20 protein-coding genes and 1 tRNA gene are annotated in these 18,380 nt (G+C 50.2%); 7 read left to right on the top strand and 14 right to left on the bottom strand.

Annotated features, from left to right (window positions below):
• Positions 1-209 precede the first annotated feature (209 nt).
• The 6 genes from ACTL32_RS02640 to ACTL32_RS02615 all read right to left on the bottom strand — a co-directional run bounded on the left by ACTL32_RS02640 (position 210) and on the right by ACTL32_RS02615 (position 6,134).
• A complete protein-coding gene (locus ACTL32_RS02640; protein WP_441340024.1) occupies positions 210-833 on the bottom strand; it encodes a PepSY domain-containing protein in 624 nt (207 codons plus the stop codon).
• A 107-nt stretch (positions 834-940) separates the two neighbouring features.
• Positions 941-1,648, bottom strand: a complete 708-nt coding sequence (locus ACTL32_RS02635; protein WP_441340023.1) for a PepSY domain-containing protein — start codon at positions 1,646-1,648, stop codon at positions 941-943.
• Positions 1,648-3,018, bottom strand: coding sequence for an ATP-binding protein (locus ACTL32_RS02630; RefSeq protein WP_441340022.1), 1,371 nt, complete (start codon positions 3,016-3,018; stop codon positions 1,648-1,650). The genes ACTL32_RS02635 and ACTL32_RS02630 overlap by 1 nt, the downstream gene beginning before the upstream one ends.
• The gene (locus ACTL32_RS02625; RefSeq protein WP_441340021.1) at positions 3,002-3,700 is read right to left on the bottom strand and encodes a response regulator transcription factor; all 699 of its coding nucleotides are present in this window, start codon (positions 3,698-3,700) and stop codon (positions 3,002-3,004) included. The genes ACTL32_RS02630 and ACTL32_RS02625 overlap by 17 nt, the downstream gene beginning before the upstream one ends.
• 62 nt (positions 3,701-3,762) lie before the next feature.
• A complete protein-coding gene (locus tag ACTL32_RS02620) occupies positions 3,763-5,151 on the bottom strand; it encodes an aldehyde dehydrogenase (RefSeq protein ID WP_441340020.1) in 1,389 nt (462 codons plus the stop codon).
• A gap of 59 nt (positions 5,152-5,210) precedes the next feature.
• Positions 5,211-6,134, bottom strand: a complete 924-nt coding sequence (locus ACTL32_RS02615) for a Gfo/Idh/MocA family protein (RefSeq protein ID WP_441340019.1) — start codon at positions 6,132-6,134, stop codon at positions 5,211-5,213.
• Between the two features lie 123 nt (positions 6,135-6,257).
• Here ACTL32_RS02615 and ACTL32_RS02610 point away from each other — a divergent pair, with 123 nt between their 5' ends.
• Positions 6,258-6,401: a hypothetical protein gene (locus tag ACTL32_RS02610; RefSeq protein WP_441340018.1), complete on the top strand. Its 144-nt coding sequence runs from the start codon at positions 6,258-6,260 to the stop codon at positions 6,399-6,401.
• Between the two features lie 96 nt (positions 6,402-6,497).
• On the opposite strand, the gene ACTL32_RS02605 is transcribed toward ACTL32_RS02610, so the two are convergent.
• Positions 6,498-7,334 carry a DNA-3-methyladenine glycosylase family protein gene (locus tag ACTL32_RS02605; RefSeq protein WP_441340017.1) on the bottom strand — a complete coding sequence of 279 codons (837 nt, stop codon included), beginning with the start codon at positions 7,332-7,334 and terminating at the stop codon, positions 6,498-6,500.
• Between the two features lie 98 nt (positions 7,335-7,432).
• On the opposite strand from ACTL32_RS02605, the gene ACTL32_RS02600 reads away from it, so the two are divergent.
• The 3 genes from ACTL32_RS02600 to ACTL32_RS02590 all read left to right on the top strand — a co-directional run bounded on the left by ACTL32_RS02600 (position 7,433) and on the right by ACTL32_RS02590 (position 8,802).
• Positions 7,433-8,140, top strand: coding sequence for a thermonuclease family protein (locus ACTL32_RS02600; RefSeq protein WP_441340016.1), 708 nt, complete (start codon positions 7,433-7,435; stop codon positions 8,138-8,140).
• Positions 8,141-8,155: 15 nt separating this feature from the next.
• Positions 8,156-8,677, top strand: coding sequence for a 2'-5' RNA ligase family protein (locus tag ACTL32_RS02595; RefSeq protein WP_441340015.1), 522 nt, complete (start codon positions 8,156-8,158; stop codon positions 8,675-8,677).
• A gap of 52 nt (positions 8,678-8,729) precedes the next feature.
• Positions 8,730-8,802, top strand: a tRNA-Val gene (locus tag ACTL32_RS02590).
• An 88-nt stretch (positions 8,803-8,890) separates the two neighbouring features.
• Here ACTL32_RS02590 and ACTL32_RS02585 read toward each other — a convergent pair.
• The 5 genes from ACTL32_RS02585 to ACTL32_RS02565 form a co-directional block, all read right to left on the bottom strand.
• Positions 8,891-9,586 (bottom strand): hypothetical protein, encoded by a 696-nt coding sequence (locus tag ACTL32_RS02585; RefSeq protein WP_441340014.1) that lies wholly within the window; start codon positions 9,584-9,586, stop codon positions 8,891-8,893.
• Between the two features lie 325 nt (positions 9,587-9,911).
• Positions 9,912-11,945 (bottom strand): TRAP transporter permease, encoded by a 2,034-nt coding sequence (locus tag ACTL32_RS02580; RefSeq protein ID WP_441340013.1) that lies wholly within the window; start codon positions 11,943-11,945, stop codon positions 9,912-9,914.
• Entirely contained in the window at positions 11,935-12,459 is a 525-nt protein-coding gene (locus ACTL32_RS02575; protein WP_441340012.1) for a DUF1850 domain-containing protein, read from the bottom strand. Before ACTL32_RS02575 ends, ACTL32_RS02580 begins: the two co-directional genes overlap by 11 nt.
• A 74-nt stretch (positions 12,460-12,533) precedes the next feature.
• Positions 12,534-13,514: a TAXI family TRAP transporter solute-binding subunit gene (locus tag ACTL32_RS02570; RefSeq protein ID WP_441340011.1), complete on the bottom strand. Its 981-nt coding sequence runs from the start codon at positions 13,512-13,514 to the stop codon at positions 12,534-12,536.
• A gap of 121 nt (positions 13,515-13,635) precedes the next feature.
• Positions 13,636-14,220: a phosphatidylglycerophosphatase A family protein gene (locus ACTL32_RS02565; RefSeq protein WP_441340130.1), complete on the bottom strand. Its 585-nt coding sequence runs from the start codon at positions 14,218-14,220 to the stop codon at positions 13,636-13,638.
• Positions 14,221-14,331: 111 nt separating this feature from the next.
• Here ACTL32_RS02565 and ACTL32_RS02560 point away from each other — a divergent pair, with 111 nt between their 5' ends.
• The 3 genes from ACTL32_RS02560 (at position 14,332) to ACTL32_RS02550 (ending at position 16,079) form a co-directional block, all read left to right on the top strand.
• Complete coding sequence (locus tag ACTL32_RS02560) at positions 14,332-15,054, top strand: alpha/beta hydrolase (RefSeq protein ID WP_441340010.1); 723 nt, start codon at positions 14,332-14,334, stop codon at positions 15,052-15,054.
• Between the two features lie 77 nt (positions 15,055-15,131).
• On the top strand, positions 15,132-15,650 hold the full coding sequence (locus tag ACTL32_RS02555) for a YjcG family protein (protein ID WP_441340009.1): 519 nt from the start codon (positions 15,132-15,134) through the stop codon (positions 15,648-15,650).
• Positions 15,651-16,079 (top strand): GNAT family N-acetyltransferase, encoded by a 429-nt coding sequence (locus tag ACTL32_RS02550; RefSeq protein ID WP_441340008.1) that lies wholly within the window; start codon positions 15,651-15,653, stop codon positions 16,077-16,079. It begins immediately after the preceding gene.
• Positions 16,080-16,128: 49 nt separating this feature from the next.
• Here ACTL32_RS02550 and fabI read toward each other — a convergent pair whose 3' ends face one another.
• Both fabI and mgtE read right to left on the bottom strand, forming a co-directional pair.
• On the bottom strand, positions 16,129-16,899 hold the full coding sequence (fabI, locus tag ACTL32_RS02545) for an enoyl-ACP reductase FabI (protein WP_441340007.1): 771 nt from the start codon (positions 16,897-16,899) through the stop codon (positions 16,129-16,131).
• 79 nt (positions 16,900-16,978) lie between these two features.
• Entirely contained in the window at positions 16,979-18,349 is a 1,371-nt protein-coding gene (gene mgtE, locus ACTL32_RS02540) for a magnesium transporter (RefSeq protein WP_441340006.1), read from the bottom strand.
• Positions 18,350-18,380 lie beyond the last annotated feature (31 nt).

Below are 18,380 nucleotides of genomic sequence, written 5' to 3'. Positions count from 1 at the left end.
GAAAACCGGTGCTCCTGCATCGCTGCGCTGCTTCGTCGCAAACAAGTCGGCCGAACTGCCTTCGGCCAACTTGCTCGCCGCCTTCCGTTCCGTATACTGAAGCCGAGCCCACGGAAAGCGACGTAGCCAGCCCGGTCGGGCTTATACATCTCTATTCATTCAAATTATACTTTGTCTACAGTCTGAAAGGAGCCCGCAGGCTCCTTTTTTTAATCATCGCCGCGGTCATCATCATCGTCATCGTTGTCATCATCGTCTTCTTGGTCCTGCTCCTGTTTCAGAATCGTTCCATCTGCAGCATTCACATAGATTTCATGTTCTGTGCGGCCATCTTCGATTTTAACTTCGTAATAGACGGCGCCGTCCTCGTGTTCCAATTCCACTTCTTCCACGGTCCCTTTAGCTGCGGCTTGTGCCGCTTTTACCGCTTCTTCCGAGGAAATCAGATTTTCTGAAGCCGCCGGGCCATCCACTCCGTCGTCATCGCGGCGGTCATCACGGTCTTCTTTTTCGCGTTTTTGTTCGAGCACTTCTCCAGAGAAGGCATCGATTTTCACATCGTATTCATAGCCTTCGTGGTCAATGTCGATTTCGTAATGTGGAGTCCGGCTGTCCCGGTCCAGTTCAACGTCTGTGATGGTGCCGTTTGCAATGGCCAAGGCTTTTGCCGATGCCTCGTCAAAAGAAAGCATTTCCTCGCTGTTGGCCACGGGTGCTACAGGCTGCTGCCCTCCTGTGCCGGCTTTTTGAGAACCATCGTCCCCGTTTGCCCAGACAATTCCTCCGAACGCTAAAGCTCCTGCAACTACCGGAATATAAATGTATTTTTTCATGTTGTTCTCCTCCTTCTATGTTATACCTTTACTTTAGCCTCCGCTTCTGAGAAGAGGGTTAAAGCATTATTAGAAAAGGATGAGAATCCCATGAAAATCTTCTTATTTTAATCGTCCCATTCGACTGTCAGCGTTTCTCCCCGCACTGCATGAATTTGGACGGTCACTTCCTTGTCCAATTGATCATTCTCGATTTCCACTAGATAAGAGCCGCCGTCGCTGTCATCCGTGAAAGTGACTTCCTGCACTTCCCCGTCCAGTGTCTGCTTGGCAATTTCAATTGCTTGGGCTTCTGTCAAAACCGGATCCGGTTCCGGAGCTGGTTCCGGCTCCGGCTTTGCTGTTTCAGCAACAGGGGTGATTTTCCTGATTTCACCCGACACCGAGGATAGAATTACAATCTGTCCCCCTGCTTCTCCGGCTAAGCGGACTTCATACTCTTCCTGATCCTTCAAGTAGCGGATTCCTTCCACTGTCCCTCCCGTTTCTTTTGCAGCAATTGCGCCTGCTTGTTCTTCCGTCAGCCGCTCCGGTTCTTCAGGAGCCGCTCCTCCCAGCGCTTCCACCTTTTCCACATCCCCATTGCCGCGGTTGACCGTAGCGATGTACCTGCCGTCTTCACGGACAAATTCCACTTTGAAGTGCTCTCCTTCAAGGATGGTCTTCTCGATTTTTCCGCCGTAGACAGAAGTCACCGCCTCTTCGGCTTGCTGTGCATCGACCGCTTCACTGGCAGGCCGCGGGTATAATAGATATGCCGCGGCCACCGCTCCAAGCAATACTGTGGCAATCGCCATGAGCATCCATTTTTTCATCACGATCCCTCCTGATTCCATTGTAGGTCACGGACATTAAAATCTGATGAGAAAGTGATGGAAACGGTCGTCCCCATCCCTTCGATGCTCTCGATGCCCAGAACCACGCCAATCGAATCGGCCAGCTGTTTTGCTAGCGACAATCCGAGGCCGAAACCGCCGGACTCCCTGCTCCGCGCCTTGTCCACGCGGTAGAACCGGTCGAACACATACGGCAATGCTTCTTTCGGGATGCCGATACCATAGTCCTGGATTTTGATGGTTGGTGCGCCTTCCATCTTCAGCTTGACCTCTACGCGGTCTGAGCTGTATTTCCGCGCATTGTCCAGAAGAATATAAAGCAGCTGTTTCAGTTTCGCCAGATCGGTTGTTACCAGCAAACCCGGTTCCTGGCTGATCAGCACAAAGTCGCGGTTGAAGGAGGTCTTCATGACTTCTACTGTGCCTTGGAGCATCCTTTCAAGATTCACTTCAGACAGTTCAAGCTGCGTTTCACTTCTTCGGGCAATGTGGAGCAGCTGTTCGATCAATTTATTCATCCGGTCCGTTTCCGCCCTGATTGCCGAAAGCCCTTCCTGTGCAATTTTTTCATCCTGCATCCCGCGGCGCTCCAGCAATTTCGCATAGCTGCCGATGATCGTCAACGGTGTTTTCAGTTCATGGGAAGCATTTGAAACAAATTCCTCCTGTTTCCGGTAATTCTCTTCAAGCAATGCCATCATTTCATTGAATGTCCGGCCCATTTGCCCGATCTCGTCATTGGCCGCTTCTTCCATCGACAGTTTTTCATACTGTCCGCTTTTCTGGATATGCGTCATTGTCCGGGTCAGATCAGCAATGGGCCTGGTGACCAACCGACCTAGAACCGCACTGGATGCCACAATCGGAATCATGGCAATCAGGATAGCGGCAACCAGAACGAATCTGAGTGTCCGCAAGTTGCCGGTCACTTCTTCCATCGATTGGGCAATCGTCAGTTCTGCCACTTCACCCCCAGACCAGATGACCGGCATGGAAGCATACGCATAGCGGGTTTCCCCGGCAACTACCGTCCCGGCACGATCCGGCAATTCGGACGGGAAATCCGCTGCCACGTCCGGGTCCCGGATATCGGGAATCAGTTGTCCCGCTTCACCTGAAACACGCGCCAAGCCATTCGCCGGGACGTAACCCCGCACTACGGCCCGGGGATCGTCGGCCGGATTGTCGCTTACAGCTTGGACCACTGCATCCAGTTCTGCTTGCAGTTGGCTGATTTCCGTGTCGTAGGCAAGACGGCTGAATGCGAAATAGATGACGATGGCCAAAAGCAAAAGGATAACCAGCATCAACAAAGTTGACCAAAGATGGATTTTATTCTTCAGCTTCATTGCGGTGCTCCTTCAGGACATAGCCGACTCCGCGAACTGTCTGGATGTAGGTAGCAGGTTCGCCGGCGTCGATTTTTTTCCGCAAATAGCGGATGTAAACATCGATGACATTTGTGTCTCCGTAATAATCGTAGCCCCAGACCGCATTGAGCACCTGTTCCCGGCTGAGAACCTGGTTGGGATGCTGGAGCAGATACAGCAGCAAGTCGAACTCGCGCGGCGTCAGTTCTATCGGACGGTTGCCCCTGCTCACTTCCCGGGTGCTTTCGTTCAGCTTGAGCTCTGCAAAACTATGGACTGCCGGATTTGCACTCCCTTTTGAAAAGCGGAGGTTCGCCCGGATCCGCGCCAGCAGCTCCTCAATTTCAAACGGCTTGGTTATGTAGTCATTCGCACCCAGATCCAGCCCGGCCACTTTTTCTTTGACATCGCTTTTGGCTGTCAGCAAAATTACCGGTATTGCCGCGTCAGCCGAGCGGATGCGCTTCAATACATCAAGTCCATGGATTTCAGGAAGCATCAAATCGAGAAGGACAAGATCCCACTCCTGTTCGCGAAACTGGATCAGCCCTTCTGAACCCGTATATGCCATTCCGGTTTCGTATCCTTCGAAGGACAGTTCCAATTCGAGGACGCGCGCAATGCTTTTTTCATCTTCGACAATCAGAATTCGTTCAGCCACTGCTACCACTCCTTTTTACCATCATATCAGGAGAAAAAAGAAAAAAGCGACCCGCAGGCCGCTTATTTTAATAGTCTTCTGACAAACCGCACTTTCTTCTTGTAAGGCGGGAATAAAATATTCGTTGACAGCTTTGTCGACTTTTTCAGAATGGATTTCGTATGGGTAAATGTCTCAAAACTATATTTCCCGTGATAGGAATTCACTCCGGAAGTCCCGATTCCCCCGAAAGGCAGATGCGCACTGCCGACATGCGAAACGGTATCGTTGATACAGCCGCCGCCGAAAGGCAATTCGTCTAGGAAAAACTCGATCGCCCGGTCGTTCTCCGAAAACATATAGGCTGCCAGCGGCTTCGGCAACGTCCGGATTTTCCGGACCAAAGCAGGCAGGTCGCTATAGGTGATGACCGGCAGAATCGGGCCGAACAATTCGTCCTCCATCGACGGGCTGCTGAAATCGATATTATCCAAAACCACCGGTTCGATGTAAAGGTCTTCCCGGTCCATATATCCACCGGAAACAATATTCGCTTCTTCCTGTTTGACAATGGCAGCCAAACGGTCGAAATGCTGGACGCTGACAATGCGGCCGTAATCCGGGCTCGCTTGTACATCTTTCCCGTAGAAACTGCGGATGTTCTTGATCAATTTGTTCATGAACTCTGTCTTGACCGATTCGTGTACGCAGACATAGTCGGGCGCCACGCATGTCTGGCCTTTGTTCATCAGCTTGCCCCAGGCAATGCGCTTGGCCGCCAGGTCGATATTGGCTGTCTGGTCGACGATAGCCGGGCTCTTGCCGCCCAGTTCCAGTGTAATCGGCGTCAGCCGCTCAGCCGCTGCTTTCATGACCACTTTCCCGACATTGACGCTGCCAGTGAAGAAAATATAATCGAACGGCGCGTGGATCAGCGCTGTCACTTCTTCCCGCTCACCTTCAACGACGCGGACATAGTAGGGCGGGAACGCATCTTCCAAGACCTTGCGGATGGCTGCTGCCACATTCGGCGTCGTTTCGGAAGGCTTGACGATGGCGCAATTTCCGCCGATGATCGCGCCGATGAGCGGTTCCATGATCAGCTGGAACGGATAATTGAAAGGCCCGATGATCAAGACCGATCCGTAAGGCTCCCGCATGATGAAGCTTTTGGCCGGCTGCAGGTGAATCGGCGTCTTGGCCGGTTCCGGCTCCATCCATCCCTCCAGGTTTTCACTCATATAATTAATGCTGTCAAGCACAAAACCGATTTCAGTTGCATAGGCCTCAAATTCGCTTTTGCCCAAATCCTTTTTCAATGCATCGACAATGATCTCGTCATTCGCCTGGATCGACTTTTTCAGGCGCGCAAGCTGCGATTTCCGAAAAGCGGCCGGCTTCGTAGCGCCGGTATAATAAAACTCCTTTTGCTCTTCAATCATCCGTTCAACATCAACCGCTGTAAAATTCATCTAATGACCTCCTGTTTTCAATTGCTTCTAAGTACTTTACCCTGCTGCACGGAAAAAAATCATTCTTGCAAGAGAAGGTCGATATAACGCTGCACCACCAGGCCTTCTTCAAACGGCACTAGGAAAGTCGATTGCTGCTGCATCGCTTCAAACAGCGATGGCACTTCCGCAAAACCGTCCAGCAGCTCGCGTTCCTGGTATTTCCGCTCTAAATAAAGGTCCGACCAATTCTCCAGCGTCAGCACCCCTTCTTTTCCGTAGACCTTGAACTGAAGCAATTCTTTCTGCCCGGTGCCGCTTATGCCCGCGAGCAGGAAAGGAATTCTGCCGGCTGTGCGGCCATGGGCGATGATGCCTGTTTCGCATAGGTCCGCTTGCTCCGGATAAGAAACGAGATGGGAGTGGATATCCAGCTCCCCGAAAATGCGATGGATCAGCTGCAGGTAATGCGGGAAGACTTCGCGCACAAAGCCGCCTTGGCTTCTCGAAGCGATCCACGGGTTCTGCTGCCATAACCGCGGCCAATCCGGAAAATGCGTCTGCAGCTCGACACGCACCACTTCGCCGATATCCCCGCTTCGGATCCGTTTCGCCATTTCGTGGACTGCCGGCTTGTACATCAGCGGAAAATGCATCGCCGTCTGGATGCGGTTTTCATGTGCAGCCGCCACCATCTTCTCCCCGTCTGCAGCATCATGCGCCAACGGCTTTTCACTGAGGATATGGATGCCGGCGCTCGCAGCCAGATTCGCGACTTCCGCGTGGTAGGCGGGCGGCGTGCCGATATAGAGCCAGTCGATGCCGGCATGCAGCACTTCATCAAGCGACCCAGCCACGGGCACCCCATACGCCGACGCCAAGAATTCCAGGCGTTCCGGCTGTTCATCATAAACCGCTTTGATGGCAGCTTTTCCTTCTTGCTGGATTTGTTTGATGATCCGTTCCCCGACAATGCCGGCTCCGATAATGCCAATCGATATCACAAAGCATTCCTCTTTTCTGAATGGCCCAAAGGCTTATTTTTGGTTTCTCTGTTTATAAGTGTAACCTTTCGGGGTATAGAATAGTCAAACAATTAGAACAGCAAAATTCGAGGAGGAATTACAATGCAAAAAGAAGCGAATTGGTGGGAACCTATTTTTTCCGGTGAACTGGAAGTTGGATTGAACAAAGAACGATTGGAAGACCTGGAACAGGAATCGTTCCTTTATTATGGATCTGCACCTTCTGAAATGGAGACCCACGCCTAATTGAAAGCCTATAATGCCGCAACCCGACGCAGAAATACATAGAAACGCCTTTTCCAGTCATTGGACCGTGGAAAAGGCGTTTTGTTGTGGAATTTTTTATTCGATGCTGCGCCATAGGTAGAGCGCGGCATATGACAAATACGGCGACCAATCCGGCAGATGCCGCATGATTTCTTCAGCTTTCGGCTTTTCCTTCAGCTGCCACTGGATCTTCAATGCATTTTGCAGGCCGATATCCGCAATGGGAAACAGATTCGGCCGGCCCAGGCCGAACAGCAAAAAACTCTGGGCAGTCCATGGGCCGACTCCCCGGTAGGATACCAGTTCTGCAGCGACCTCCTCATCGGCTTTTAATTCCATTCCGTCAAGATCGAGCTTCCCCGATGCGATCGCTTCCGACAAGCCGATAACGTACTCCGCTTTCCGCGTACTGAACTGCATCTCCCGTAAATCCTCCGGCCGGAGCCTGGCGATGGTTTCCGGTGCCGGATAAAACCAAACGCCGTCGTTTTCATGGCCGAATGTCCGGACAAACCGGCTTGTCAGCGTGTGGGCGAACGACAAGTTCAATTGCTGATGGATAATGCTTTTCATCAGGGATCCATAAAGCGAAAATTCCCGGACGATCGGCGTGCCTTGGTGTTCGCTGAACAGTGCTGCCAGATTCGTATTGGCGAAATGTGCGTTGACCGCATCCAAAGAAGAGCTGAAATGGAAGATGTCCTTGATCCTGCCCAACTGCCCTTCTTCCAGGTTTTCCAGTTCGAAAACCGGCCGTCTGGAATTTCCTGCCGCCTTCACTTCCACGACGTTCCCTTCAGCCATCGGCACCCGGACGCTTTTAGCGGAAAGCGATACCGCGTGCAGCGGATCCAGCGACAACCGCTCAAGCACCCTGTCAAAATCATAATGGAAAGGCAATGTAATCTCCACTGCGCCCCCTCCTTTTCCTCCACCGTAGCCCAACCGGATCCGGTTTGCAAGAGCTGCACCGACAAAATATAATAGAACTAACGAAAGCAGGGATGTTCATGAAAAAGATTATCGGTTTAGTTGCAGCGATGTTTATAGCCGGCTGCAGCTCCTTCGATCCGACCGGCACGGGCGGCACCCAGGACCAGGTTCCTGTCGATGTGGTTTCCGTCATTGACGGCGATACCATCAAGATCGAATACGACGGAAAAGAAGAAACGGTCCGTTATCTGTTGATCGATACGCCGGAAACCAACCACCCCCGGCTTGGCGAACAGCCTCTCGGGCCCGAGGCGACCGCTGAAAACAAGCGGATCATCGAGTCCGGCGATGTTACCATCGAGTTTGACGTCGGCGGCCGGTTTGATGATTACGGCCGGATGCTCGCCTATATCTATGTCGACGGCGAAAGCGTCCAGGAACAGCTGCTCGAATCGGGTTATGCCCGGGTCGCTTATGTGTTCCCTCCGAATACGCGCTACGTCGATGAGTACGAGGAAGCGGAGCAGATTGCCAAAGAAGCCGGAATCGGCATTTGGGAGTACAGCAGTTATCCAACCGAACGCGGTTTTAATGAAGATGCGTATGGCAATACCAGTCACCAGCCAGAAGCCGGCGACTGCCGGATCAAAGGAAATATAAACCGCAGCGGCGAAAAGATCTACCACATGCCGGGCGAAGGCTCTTACGGCAATACCAACCCGGAGCAATGGTTCTGCTCCGAGCAGGAAGCCCAAGACGCCGGCTTCCGGAGTACAAACAATTAAGGAAAGGAGAAACCCATGCAACTACTCGTATTGCGGCTCGATTACCGGGCGTCCACTCAGATAGAATACCTGCAGCAGCAAGGGCAGACAGCTGCTCTACAGACAGAAAAAGCCTTGCCTCCCCACATTTCGCTTCAGTCTTTTGAAGGAGCCAATCCCTTAGACCTGAAAGGGGCCGTCGCCCAATTGGCGGAAGGAGCCAAAGCGGTCCCTTTGACGTTCGGCTCGCTCGGTTTTTTCAAACAAAAAGGAACGTTCTTCGCTTCGCCTGCCGTGACCCCTGCGTTGTCCGTCCTCCATCAGACAATCAATCTGGCTACACGGGATTTCTCTGGGCAGCAAGCTTATTACCAGCCTGGCAGCTGGGTTCCCCATGCCACCATCGTAAACAACATTGCCGCACCTTTCTGGGGGCCGATGTTTGCCCGGCTGTCGATGGAATTCGAACCATTTGCCGGGAAAGCGATCGCCTTGGAATGCTGGTCGATTGTAAATGGAAAAACAGCAACCGAATGGAGTATATTTTTAGCAGAATAGGTGTTGACTTTTGCTGTGGGCGCGATATAATTATATTTGTCCTGGTAATTGAGATTCCTTAGCTCAGCTGGGAGAGCGCTACCTTGACAGGGTAGAGGTCGCTGGTTCGAGCCCAGTAGGAATCATAAAATCTTCATGAACGTTGGGTTCAGAAGTACAAGAGGTCCGAGAGCATGTGCTCTCGGACCTCTTTTTTATTGCTGTTTTTTATCGTCATAAGATGCCTTTTAATCTGTGGAGCAATGGCTGTCCGACGGATTCAACAAAGTTTTCGTCCGCCTCGCCTATATCTTCCCCATGCATCGCGGCTGATGTTATTGACCAGACTTCGAGGATGGCGTTTAACATGTTCGGTTCGAATATACCTTGCTGGCTTAAAGTTTTAACTAATTGGAGGACTGGCTTTTTATTTGGATCGCTAATATGGTCGACGGCTATCCGCCGTATTTCCTTTTCCAGCAAATACCGGATGGCAAAAAAGTTTATGACCGTTTTTTCAGCCGAGATAAACTCATGGATTGCACTTTCTTCTGTATGGACAGCTGATTCAAAGCTGTTCCCGTCTCGTACCTCTAAGCTTCTCTTGAGCTGCGCTCTTTGCTCCTCTGTCAGTTGTGGGTCTGCATTAAAGTAGACGACATTGCTGTTGGTATTGCTGATTACTAAAGACTTAAGGTCATTGACACTTTCTTCTACCGACTCGATTTCCCGCTTGAGCGAAAAACCGAACATGCTCATTTCCGAATAAAGCGGCAGGAAAACCAGGATGAACAATAAAATCAGGATGATGTAATCGAACAAGATCAATGTGTTTGAAGTGAAGTGATCAAATCTGGCGATAAGGATAATTCCGAATACAATTAGGAGCATGATCCACCAGCCAATAATGAATTTATTTGTAAATTTCATATATTCCCCTTCCTGAATAGGTTTTTGAAGTCATTTATATCAAATCAAGCTTTACATTTAGATTCTTCAAAACGGTGTACTAATCCTGCAAATGCTTCTGCCGTCTAGCTTCGCCGTCTGTAAAGACTAAATTAAAACCCCATGAACTCAATGTTCACGGGGTTTTCTTGTAGATTTTATGGTGTTCACTATACTTTTGCTTCATATACACCTGCACCCATTCCACTCCTTCGATGATGCCGATCATCCCGTTCTTTCATTTTGCTCAAGCCGTAATAGGAAAAGCCCTGTCCGGCTGCAAATTGCAGCCGGACAGGGCCCATAGTTAAGCTTCTGAAGTTTTCGGCTCTTTCTTATCGCGTGCCATCCACTGGATAGCAAACAAGATGATGAACGCGATGGCTCCGACGGTATCGGAAAGGCCTTCTGGATAGATGAGCGCAAGGCCTGTTGCCACGGCCAGAATCCGCTCGATCCAATTCAGTTTGCGGTACCAGAATCCAATCAATCCCGCCCCGATGGCCACCATGCCGCTAAGCGCCGTAATCAGCACCCAGATCAGTTCCGGCATTGTCGTATCAATCATCAAGAGAGACGGCGACAAGACGAACATATACGGAATGATAAACGCTGCTGCTGCCAGCTTCGCAGCGATAAAGCCGGTTTTGATCGGCTCTCCGCCGGAAATCCCGGAAGCTGCAAAAGCTGCAAGCGCCACTGGCGGTGTGATATCGGCGATGATGCCGAAATAGAATACGAACAAGTGTGCAGACAAGGCAACAACGAGCGGCACTGCCGCACCAAGAGGTTCATCAATCATGAGCAAAGTAATGATCGCCGGTGCCGCGATGGTTGACGTAATAACGTAGTTTGCCGTAGTTGGCGACCCCATGCCAAGTACGATTGCCGCAAGCATCGTAAAGAATAGCGTCAATAAGATATTTCCGCCGGAAGCGGATACCAGGCCGTTCGCCAAACTCAAGCCGAGGCCTGTCTTTACGACCACCCCGACAATGATTCCGGCAGCAGCTGTGGCAGCGGCTACCGCCAAGGCTGTCCGTGCGCCGTCAACTAACGCGTGGATCATATCCTTGAAATTCATGCGCGTGTCTTTATTGAATGAGCTGACGAGAATTGTCAGCACAATTCCGTAAAGTGCGGCATGCATTGTAGGAATACCGACCAAAAGGAATACAATGATGGCCACAATCGGCAGAAGCAGATAAATCTTCTTCAAAACTTCTTTGCGGTCAGGCATCTCTTCTTTAGTAAGCCCCTTTAAGCCGATCCGTTTGGCTTCAAAATGCGTCATGATCCAAACGCCTGTAAAGTATAGGAGTGCTGGAATTGCGGCAGCTTTTGCGATTTCCCAATAAGTGACCCCGCCGATAAACTCTACCATCAGGAAAGCGGCAGCTCCCATGATTGGCGGCATCAGCTGGCCTCCGGTTGAAGCTGCTGCTTCGACTCCGCCTGCAAACTCTTTCTTATAACCAAGTTTTTTCATCATCGGGATCGTATAAGAGCCCGACGTTACAACGTTTGCAACCGAACTCCCTGAAATCGTCCCTTGCAGGGCGCTGGAGAAAATCGCCACTTTAGCTGGCCCACCAGTTAAGTGGCCCGCCAAGGATACAGCCAAATCATTGAAGTATTGGCCGACTCCGGTTTTCACCAGGAACGCGCCGAACAGCAAGAAGACAAAGATGAACGTAGCAGATACGCTGATCGGCGTCCCTAAAATTCCGTCTGTTGTATAGAACATCAGCTGGATTACCGATTCCAGGTCTTGCCCTCTATGCCGGAGGAATCCCGGGAAATAAGGTCCGAAGAACATGTACGCCAAGAATACGGACGAGATGATCGTAATCGGCATTCCGACTGCCCTGCGCGTCGCTTCAAGCACGAGAACGACGGCAAGTATTCCGACAATAAGGTCCATTTCCGTGACCCGCCCTAAGCGGAATACCAGGTCATTGTAGGCAATCGGCCAATACAAGCCGACACCGATCGAGAGCAGCGCCAATATAAAATCGTAGAATGGCACTTTGCGCCGGTCCCCTTTGCGCTTCATGGCAGGGAACAAGAGGAAGATCAATGACAAAGCGAACCCTAAGTGGATGGAACGCTGGATGTAGGCCGTATACTGGCCGAAAATCGCGGTATACAATTGGAATAGCGAAAAAGCCAGCAATCCGAAGAAGACGATGTGTTTAACAATGCCTCCCAAATCGCGTGTATTCGATTCCGGATCATATTTCTGCAGGATCTCCTTCTGCTTTTCTTCGGAGACGAAGCTGTCGTCTTCCGGCGGCAGCTTCATTTCTTCTCTTTCGTCTGGCGGCAATTTATTGCTCATTAAGATTCACTCCTTCTAGTTGCTGAAAAAGGGACAGCCGTTGCACCCGGAACGTATAGGATTTCCCCCGTTCAAGCGTTTTCTTCAAGTCGAATTCGCTTCCGGCGGAAATCAGCGCCAATCCCGCATCCACATCTCCGACAAACAAGCGGAAATCAGCAAGTTCCCTATCCATATTTTTGATAAAGTATTTCCCGTCTTTTTCGACAAATGTCTCGCCTTCTCCTGCATTGGAAGGCATCCCTATATTAAAATCTTCGTACTGCAGCTCCACCATTTTCAGCGTGCCGTCCGGCAGCGCCTTGTAGCTTTCCAGGACGTCGGAAAGATGGATTGAATGGGTATATTTGATCTGGAAAAACGGGCTTTCCATTCTTAAGAACGCCGCAATTTCATCATTGTCATTGTCGATAAAAACAAACGTTTTTTGAATCGGTGCAAAAACAAATGCGAAGAGGATGAGAATGAGGGCAATCAGTAAAAGAAGAGAACGCTTCACTGGCTTAGAATGCATCGTCGGTGTCCTCCATAGAAATAAATAACGACGATAAAGCTTGCGCTTTATCGTCTATTATTCCAACGCTTCTTTTAGTTTACTTCGTCAAAATACTTTTGTGCACCCGGATGGATATCGATACCGATGCCGTCAAGAGCTGTTTCAGACTTGATGAATGCAGCTTTGGCATGTTGGATCTGATCCGTGTTTTCGTAGATTGCTTTTGTAATATCATAGACCAGGTCTTCTGACAGGTCATTTTGAACGACCAGCATCGCCAATACAGAAACCGTCGGCACGTCTTCAGTCAAGCCGTATGTCCCTGATGGCACTGTGTCATTCGCATAGTATGGATATTTCTCGATCAATTCAGCAGCTTTATCTTCTGCCACAGGAACGATGACAACATCTGAAGTTGCGCTCAAGCTTTCAACAGCTCCAGTAGGCGTACCCGCTGTGATGAACGCTGCATCGATCTGTCCTGCCTGCAAACTTTCCTGTGATTCGCCGAAGTCCAAGTTCTGTGCTTCAATGTCATCCATTGTCATGCCATGGATTTCAAGAAGCTGTTCCGCATTGATATACGTACCAGATCCTGGCGCACCGACAGAAATGCTCTTGCCAGCCAGGTCGTCAAACGTCTTGATTCCCGAACCTTCAGTCGTTACCAACTGGATCGTTTCAGGATAAAGAGCGCCGATAGCCGATACTGTATCGATTTTTTCCCCTTCGAACATGTTCGAACCTTCTGCAGCATAGAATGCCGTATCGGTTTGTACAAAGGCAATTTGTGCGCCTCCGTCAGCAAGCGCTGTCATATTCGCAGCAGATGCCTGGGAAGATTCGGCCGTTGTATCGATGCCTGTCTCGTTTTCGATGATCGTTGCCATCGCTCCGCCAAGCGGATAATAAGTACCGGTTGTTCCGCCTGTCAGGATGCTCAGGAATTCAGGATTTTCTGAACCGCCTGATTCTCCTTCAGTAGCCGTTTCTTCTCCGCCGCCGCATCCAGCAAGAAATACTGATCCTGCCAAAGTCAATGCCGCGAACAATCCAAATTTCTTTTTCTGCATAATTTGACCTCCCCTTTTTGTTTGATTAGATGGTGCCAAATTAATCATAGCATTACTTTCTATCCAATTGCCATAACATTTTAGCAATTGGTTAACCCCTTTCTCCTAGAAAACCCGGTCCTTAGGTGTCAGCGCCTTCCACATACACTTCCGGAGCAGTCTCTTCCGGCTTGATGTCTTCGAATGTCAGGCCTTTTTCTTCAAGATCGCGCGTCCGGTGCGCAATGCGCGCTGATGCGCAAGCTGCAATGCTGGCCACCAAATCATCCAGGAATGTGTGCACTTCTTCGCCGACATGCGAATTCAGGCGGTGGATGATGCCCCCTTTGTTCTTGTCGAGATGCCCGAAAGTGGTCACTGCGATGCTGCCGTATGTAAGCACCGCTCCCAGCCCGATCATTTCGTCGACGCCAAACAGGCCTTCGTCCGATTCAACGATCTGCTGAAGCGGCCGAGACAATTTCCCTTGTTCCGATAACTCGTCTAATTCAATGCCCACTAGCAGCGCATGCTGCATTTCACGCTTCTGGAGCACACTTTCAACCGACTCGACGCAATGCGCCAGCGTCAAGCCTTCATTGAACGGCAATTGCATTTCCAGCACAATTTCAGCGATGTCTTTCACTGTGACCCCTCTGCGCTCAAGTGCATTATGCGCCGCTTTTGTTACCTCTTCTGAATGAATGCGTGAATTTCCTCCGTCCATAGAAACCATAGAAAAATCCCCTTTCGCTAGTTCGTTGGCTTGCCCCTCCATTATACCTCTCGCCCGGGATATGTTACAATTTTCGTACAGAAAGCACGAGGAGGCAGAAGGATGGAAAGAGGAACTGTACAGGATATCAAGCTCTACAGCAATGCACTGCAGGAGGAAATGCAATTGCTGGTGTATTTGCCGGCAAATTATTCCCCTTTATATAAATATACGTTATTGATAGCGTCAGACGGAAAAGACTATTTCCAGTTGGGGCGCATCCCGCGTGTAGCAGATGAACTGCTGGCGGACAGCCAGATCGAAAACCTCATTATCGTCGGAGTGCCGTATAAGAACGTCAAAGACCGCAACAGCAAATACGAACCCACCGGCGAAAAGCACGCGGCTTATCTGCGCTTTTTAGCGCACGAGCTCGTGCCGTATCTGGACGAGAACTACCCGACCTACCAAGTCGGAATGGGACGGACGCTGATCGGCGATTCGCTTGCTGCGACAGTGTCCCTCGATGCCGCATTGAAATACCCGAATATTTTCGGCCGGGTGATCCTCCAGTCCCCGAAAGTCGGCAAAGAACTTTTGGATGCTGTTGATAATTTCAGCTCCGCACATCCGTTCACTGTCTATCATGTAATCGGCAAAGGAGAAACGGCGGTGAAATTGTCCAGCGGAGGCACGGAGGACTTTGTCGAACCGAACCGTCAATTAAATAAATCCATGAAAAATAAAGGGTTTCCCATCTTCTATGAAGAATTTGATGGAGACCACACCTGGACCTATTGGCAGCCGGACTTGCGCCGGGCACTGCTCCAAAACTTCGGGGTTTAATCCAGGGTTTTCAATTCCCGATTCTTTTTTGATATAATAAAACGGAACCAGTTACTACTGACAAGGAGGCTATTTATATGAAATATGGTGTTGTTGTATTTCCATCCAAAAAATTGCAGGACTTGGCGAACTCGTATCGCAAGCGGTACGATCCGCATTATGAACTGATCACGCCTCATATGACGTTGAAAGATGCATTTGAAGCAGATGAAACGGAGATTAAGGGAATAATCGCGGAAATCGCTGAAATTGCGAAGCGGCACAAGCCCTTCACGCTGCATACGACACGGGTGAGCACTTTTGCGCCTTTGACGAATACACTGTATTTCAAAGTGGATCCGAATCCTGAAATCATAGCTATCCACGAGGACCTCCATTCCGACTTTTTCGGCGGCCCTCCGAAGTTTTCCTATGTGCCCCATATCACGATCGCGCAAAAAATGTCCGACTCGGAACACGCTGATATTTTCGGGCAATTGAAGATGGTCGGCGTCGACCACGAAGAAACGATTGACCGATTCCATATCCTGTACCAACTGGAAGACGGATCTTGGACTGTGTATGACACATTCCGTTTAACTGGAGATGAAAAGTAATTGCAGAAAGTCAAAATCGTTGAGACACCTATTGAAAAAGAGCATGCTTTTGATGTCAGAAGGAAAGTTTTTGTAGACGAACAAGGCGTACCGCTTCATGTCGAGATGGATGAATACGATGATTCAGCTGTCCACTTTATCGGCTACAATCTTGAGCAGCCCATCGCCGCTGCACGGATCCGCGAAATCGAGTCCGGCATCGGAAAAATCGAGCGCGTCTGCGTCTTGCCGGAATTCCGCGGCCAGCATGCCGGCGTGTTGATGATGAACGAAATGGAAGATTACGCTCGATCGGCCGGATTTTTCACACTGAAACTGAATTCGCAATCTTATGCAATCCCTTTTTATGAAAAACTCGGCTACGAAGTGAGTTCCCCTGAATTCATGGACGCAGGCATTCCGCACCGTGCATTGAACAAAACTCTATAAATAGAAAAAAAGCAGTTCCGCATTTTTTGCGGAACTGCTTTTGTTTTGCCTACAGAATATGGTAGCCGCTGTCGACGTGGATGGTTTCGCCTGTGATGCCGCGAGACATGTCGCTGAACAGGAAGGCGGCTGTATCGCCCACTTCTTCCGGCGTCGTATTGCGGTGAAGCGGTGCTTTCTCTTCGATTTCATGCAGGATTGAATTGAAATCGCTGACGCCTTTTGATGACAGCGTGCGGATCGGGCCGGAGGAAATCGCATTGACGCGGATTCCGGCTCTTCCAAGGTCAGCTGCCAGATAACGGACGGACATTTCCAGTGAAGCTTTTGCGACACCCATGACGTTGTAGTTCGGCATGACGCGTTCGCCTCCGATATAGGTCAGCGCCACGATGCTGCCACCTTCCGACATCAACGGTTTCGCGTGCTTCGCGATGATCGTCAATGAGTACGAGCTGATATTTTGCGCTAGCAAGAACCCTTCGCGTGAAGTGTCTGAGAAGTTCCCTGCCAGCTCTTCCGTTTTCGCAAACGCGATGCAATGTGCGAGCCCGTCGATGCTGCCTGCCTGCTCTTTGATCGCAGTGAAACATTGTTCGACACTTTGGTCATCTGTCACGTCACACGGCAAAATCAGTTCATGATTGCCATCGAGTGTTGCGACAAGGTCGCGCACCGATTTTTCAAAGCGCTCTCCTGCATATGTAAAGATCAACCGTGCTCCCGATTGGTCAAGCGACCGGGCAATCCCCCAAGCGATGCTGCGTTTATTGGCAACGCCCATGATGACGTACGTTTTTCCTGCTAATGAAATCGACATTTAAATTCCCCCTGCACCTATTATTATAACCTGGTACTAATAATACCTCATAAAAAAGAAAAGTGCAATTTGCACTTTTCTAGAGGCTGCCCAGGAATGTCGTTGCAAGCCCCAGGTAGATCAAAATTGAGATAATATCATTCAAGGTGGTGATGAATGGGCCAGAGGCGACCGCCGGATCGATCTTCAGCCGGTGGATCAATAACGGGATAAAGGACCCCGCCAATGTCGCTACGAAAATTGAACCTGCTACAGCAGTTCCTACCAATAGGCCAATCAGCAGTTCACCCTTCCAGAAATAAACGAGGCCGACAACCACGACGCCGCAGACCAGGCCGGTGATCAGGCCGGTCCCGGCTTCCCGGAAGAGCAGTTTCACTTTGCTTTCTTCTTCAATGTCGCCTGTCGCAATCCCGCGCACTGCAACCGCAAGCGCCTGGGTTCCGCTGTTCCCTGCCATCCCGGCAATCAGCGGGATAAACACGGCAAGCAGCGCCACCTGGTCAAGCGTTGCTTCGAACATGCCCATCAAATTCGCTGTCAGCATCCCGAGGAATGTCAGCAGAATCAGCCACGGCAAACGTTTTTTCGCTGCCGTCAATGGCCCGCGGTCAAATGTATCCATGTCGGAGACAGCTGCCAGTTTGGAGTAATCATCAGAAGCCTCTTCATCGAGAACATCAATAATATCATCGACGGTGATGATCCCGAGCAAATGATTCTGGAAATCGACAACCGGCATCGCCAGGAAGTCATAATCCTTGATCATCCGTGCAACCTCCTCCTGGTCCTCCCCAACCGAGACGCTGACGACCCGTTCATTCATGATTGAACTGATCAGGGTATCTTCATCGGAAATGATGAGATCCCGCAGCGTCACGATGCCGGACAGCCGGAGATCTTCATCGACAACGAAGACATAATAAATGGTTTCAGCATTCGGTGCTGCGTTCCGAAGAATATTCATGGCCGAGCGGACTGTGGAATTCATAGGGATCGAAACAAACTCGGTTGTCATGATAGATCCTGCCGTATACTCTTCGTAATGCAGCAAGTCCTTGATCTGCCGTGCAGATTCCTTGTCCATGATGGTCAAATAAGTAGCGACCTGTTCTTTGTTCAATTTATTCAGCACATCGACCGCGTCATCGGTGTACATGGCAGAAAGCAGATCCGCCGCGTAATGCGCGTTCATTTCCTTGAAGAGGCTTTCGTATTCATCATCATCGAGCTCGATGGCTTCGTAGATGTCTGCCATCTCTTTAGGAGAGAGGTACTGGTACATCAGCTGGCGGATTTCGAGTTCCGCTTTTTCATAGAATGTCGCCTGGTCATACGGGTGGTGCGAAAGAAATTCTTCCCGGAAACTTTCAACGTCTCCAGTCTGGAGCAGATTATTCAGCAGCTCCTCATTCAATTCCTGTTCGTGCTGTATTTTTTCTTCCATCATGAGCACTCTCTCCTTTCCTTCCAGATTGCTA

The organism is Planococcus sp. FY231025 (assembly GCF_052078085.1).
In the GTDB taxonomy this organism is placed as follows: domain Bacteria; phylum Bacillota; class Bacilli; order Bacillales_A; family Planococcaceae; genus Planococcus.
The sequence above is the reverse complement of the archived record's forward strand: the minus strand, read 5'-3'. Positions and strand labels throughout refer to the sequence as shown.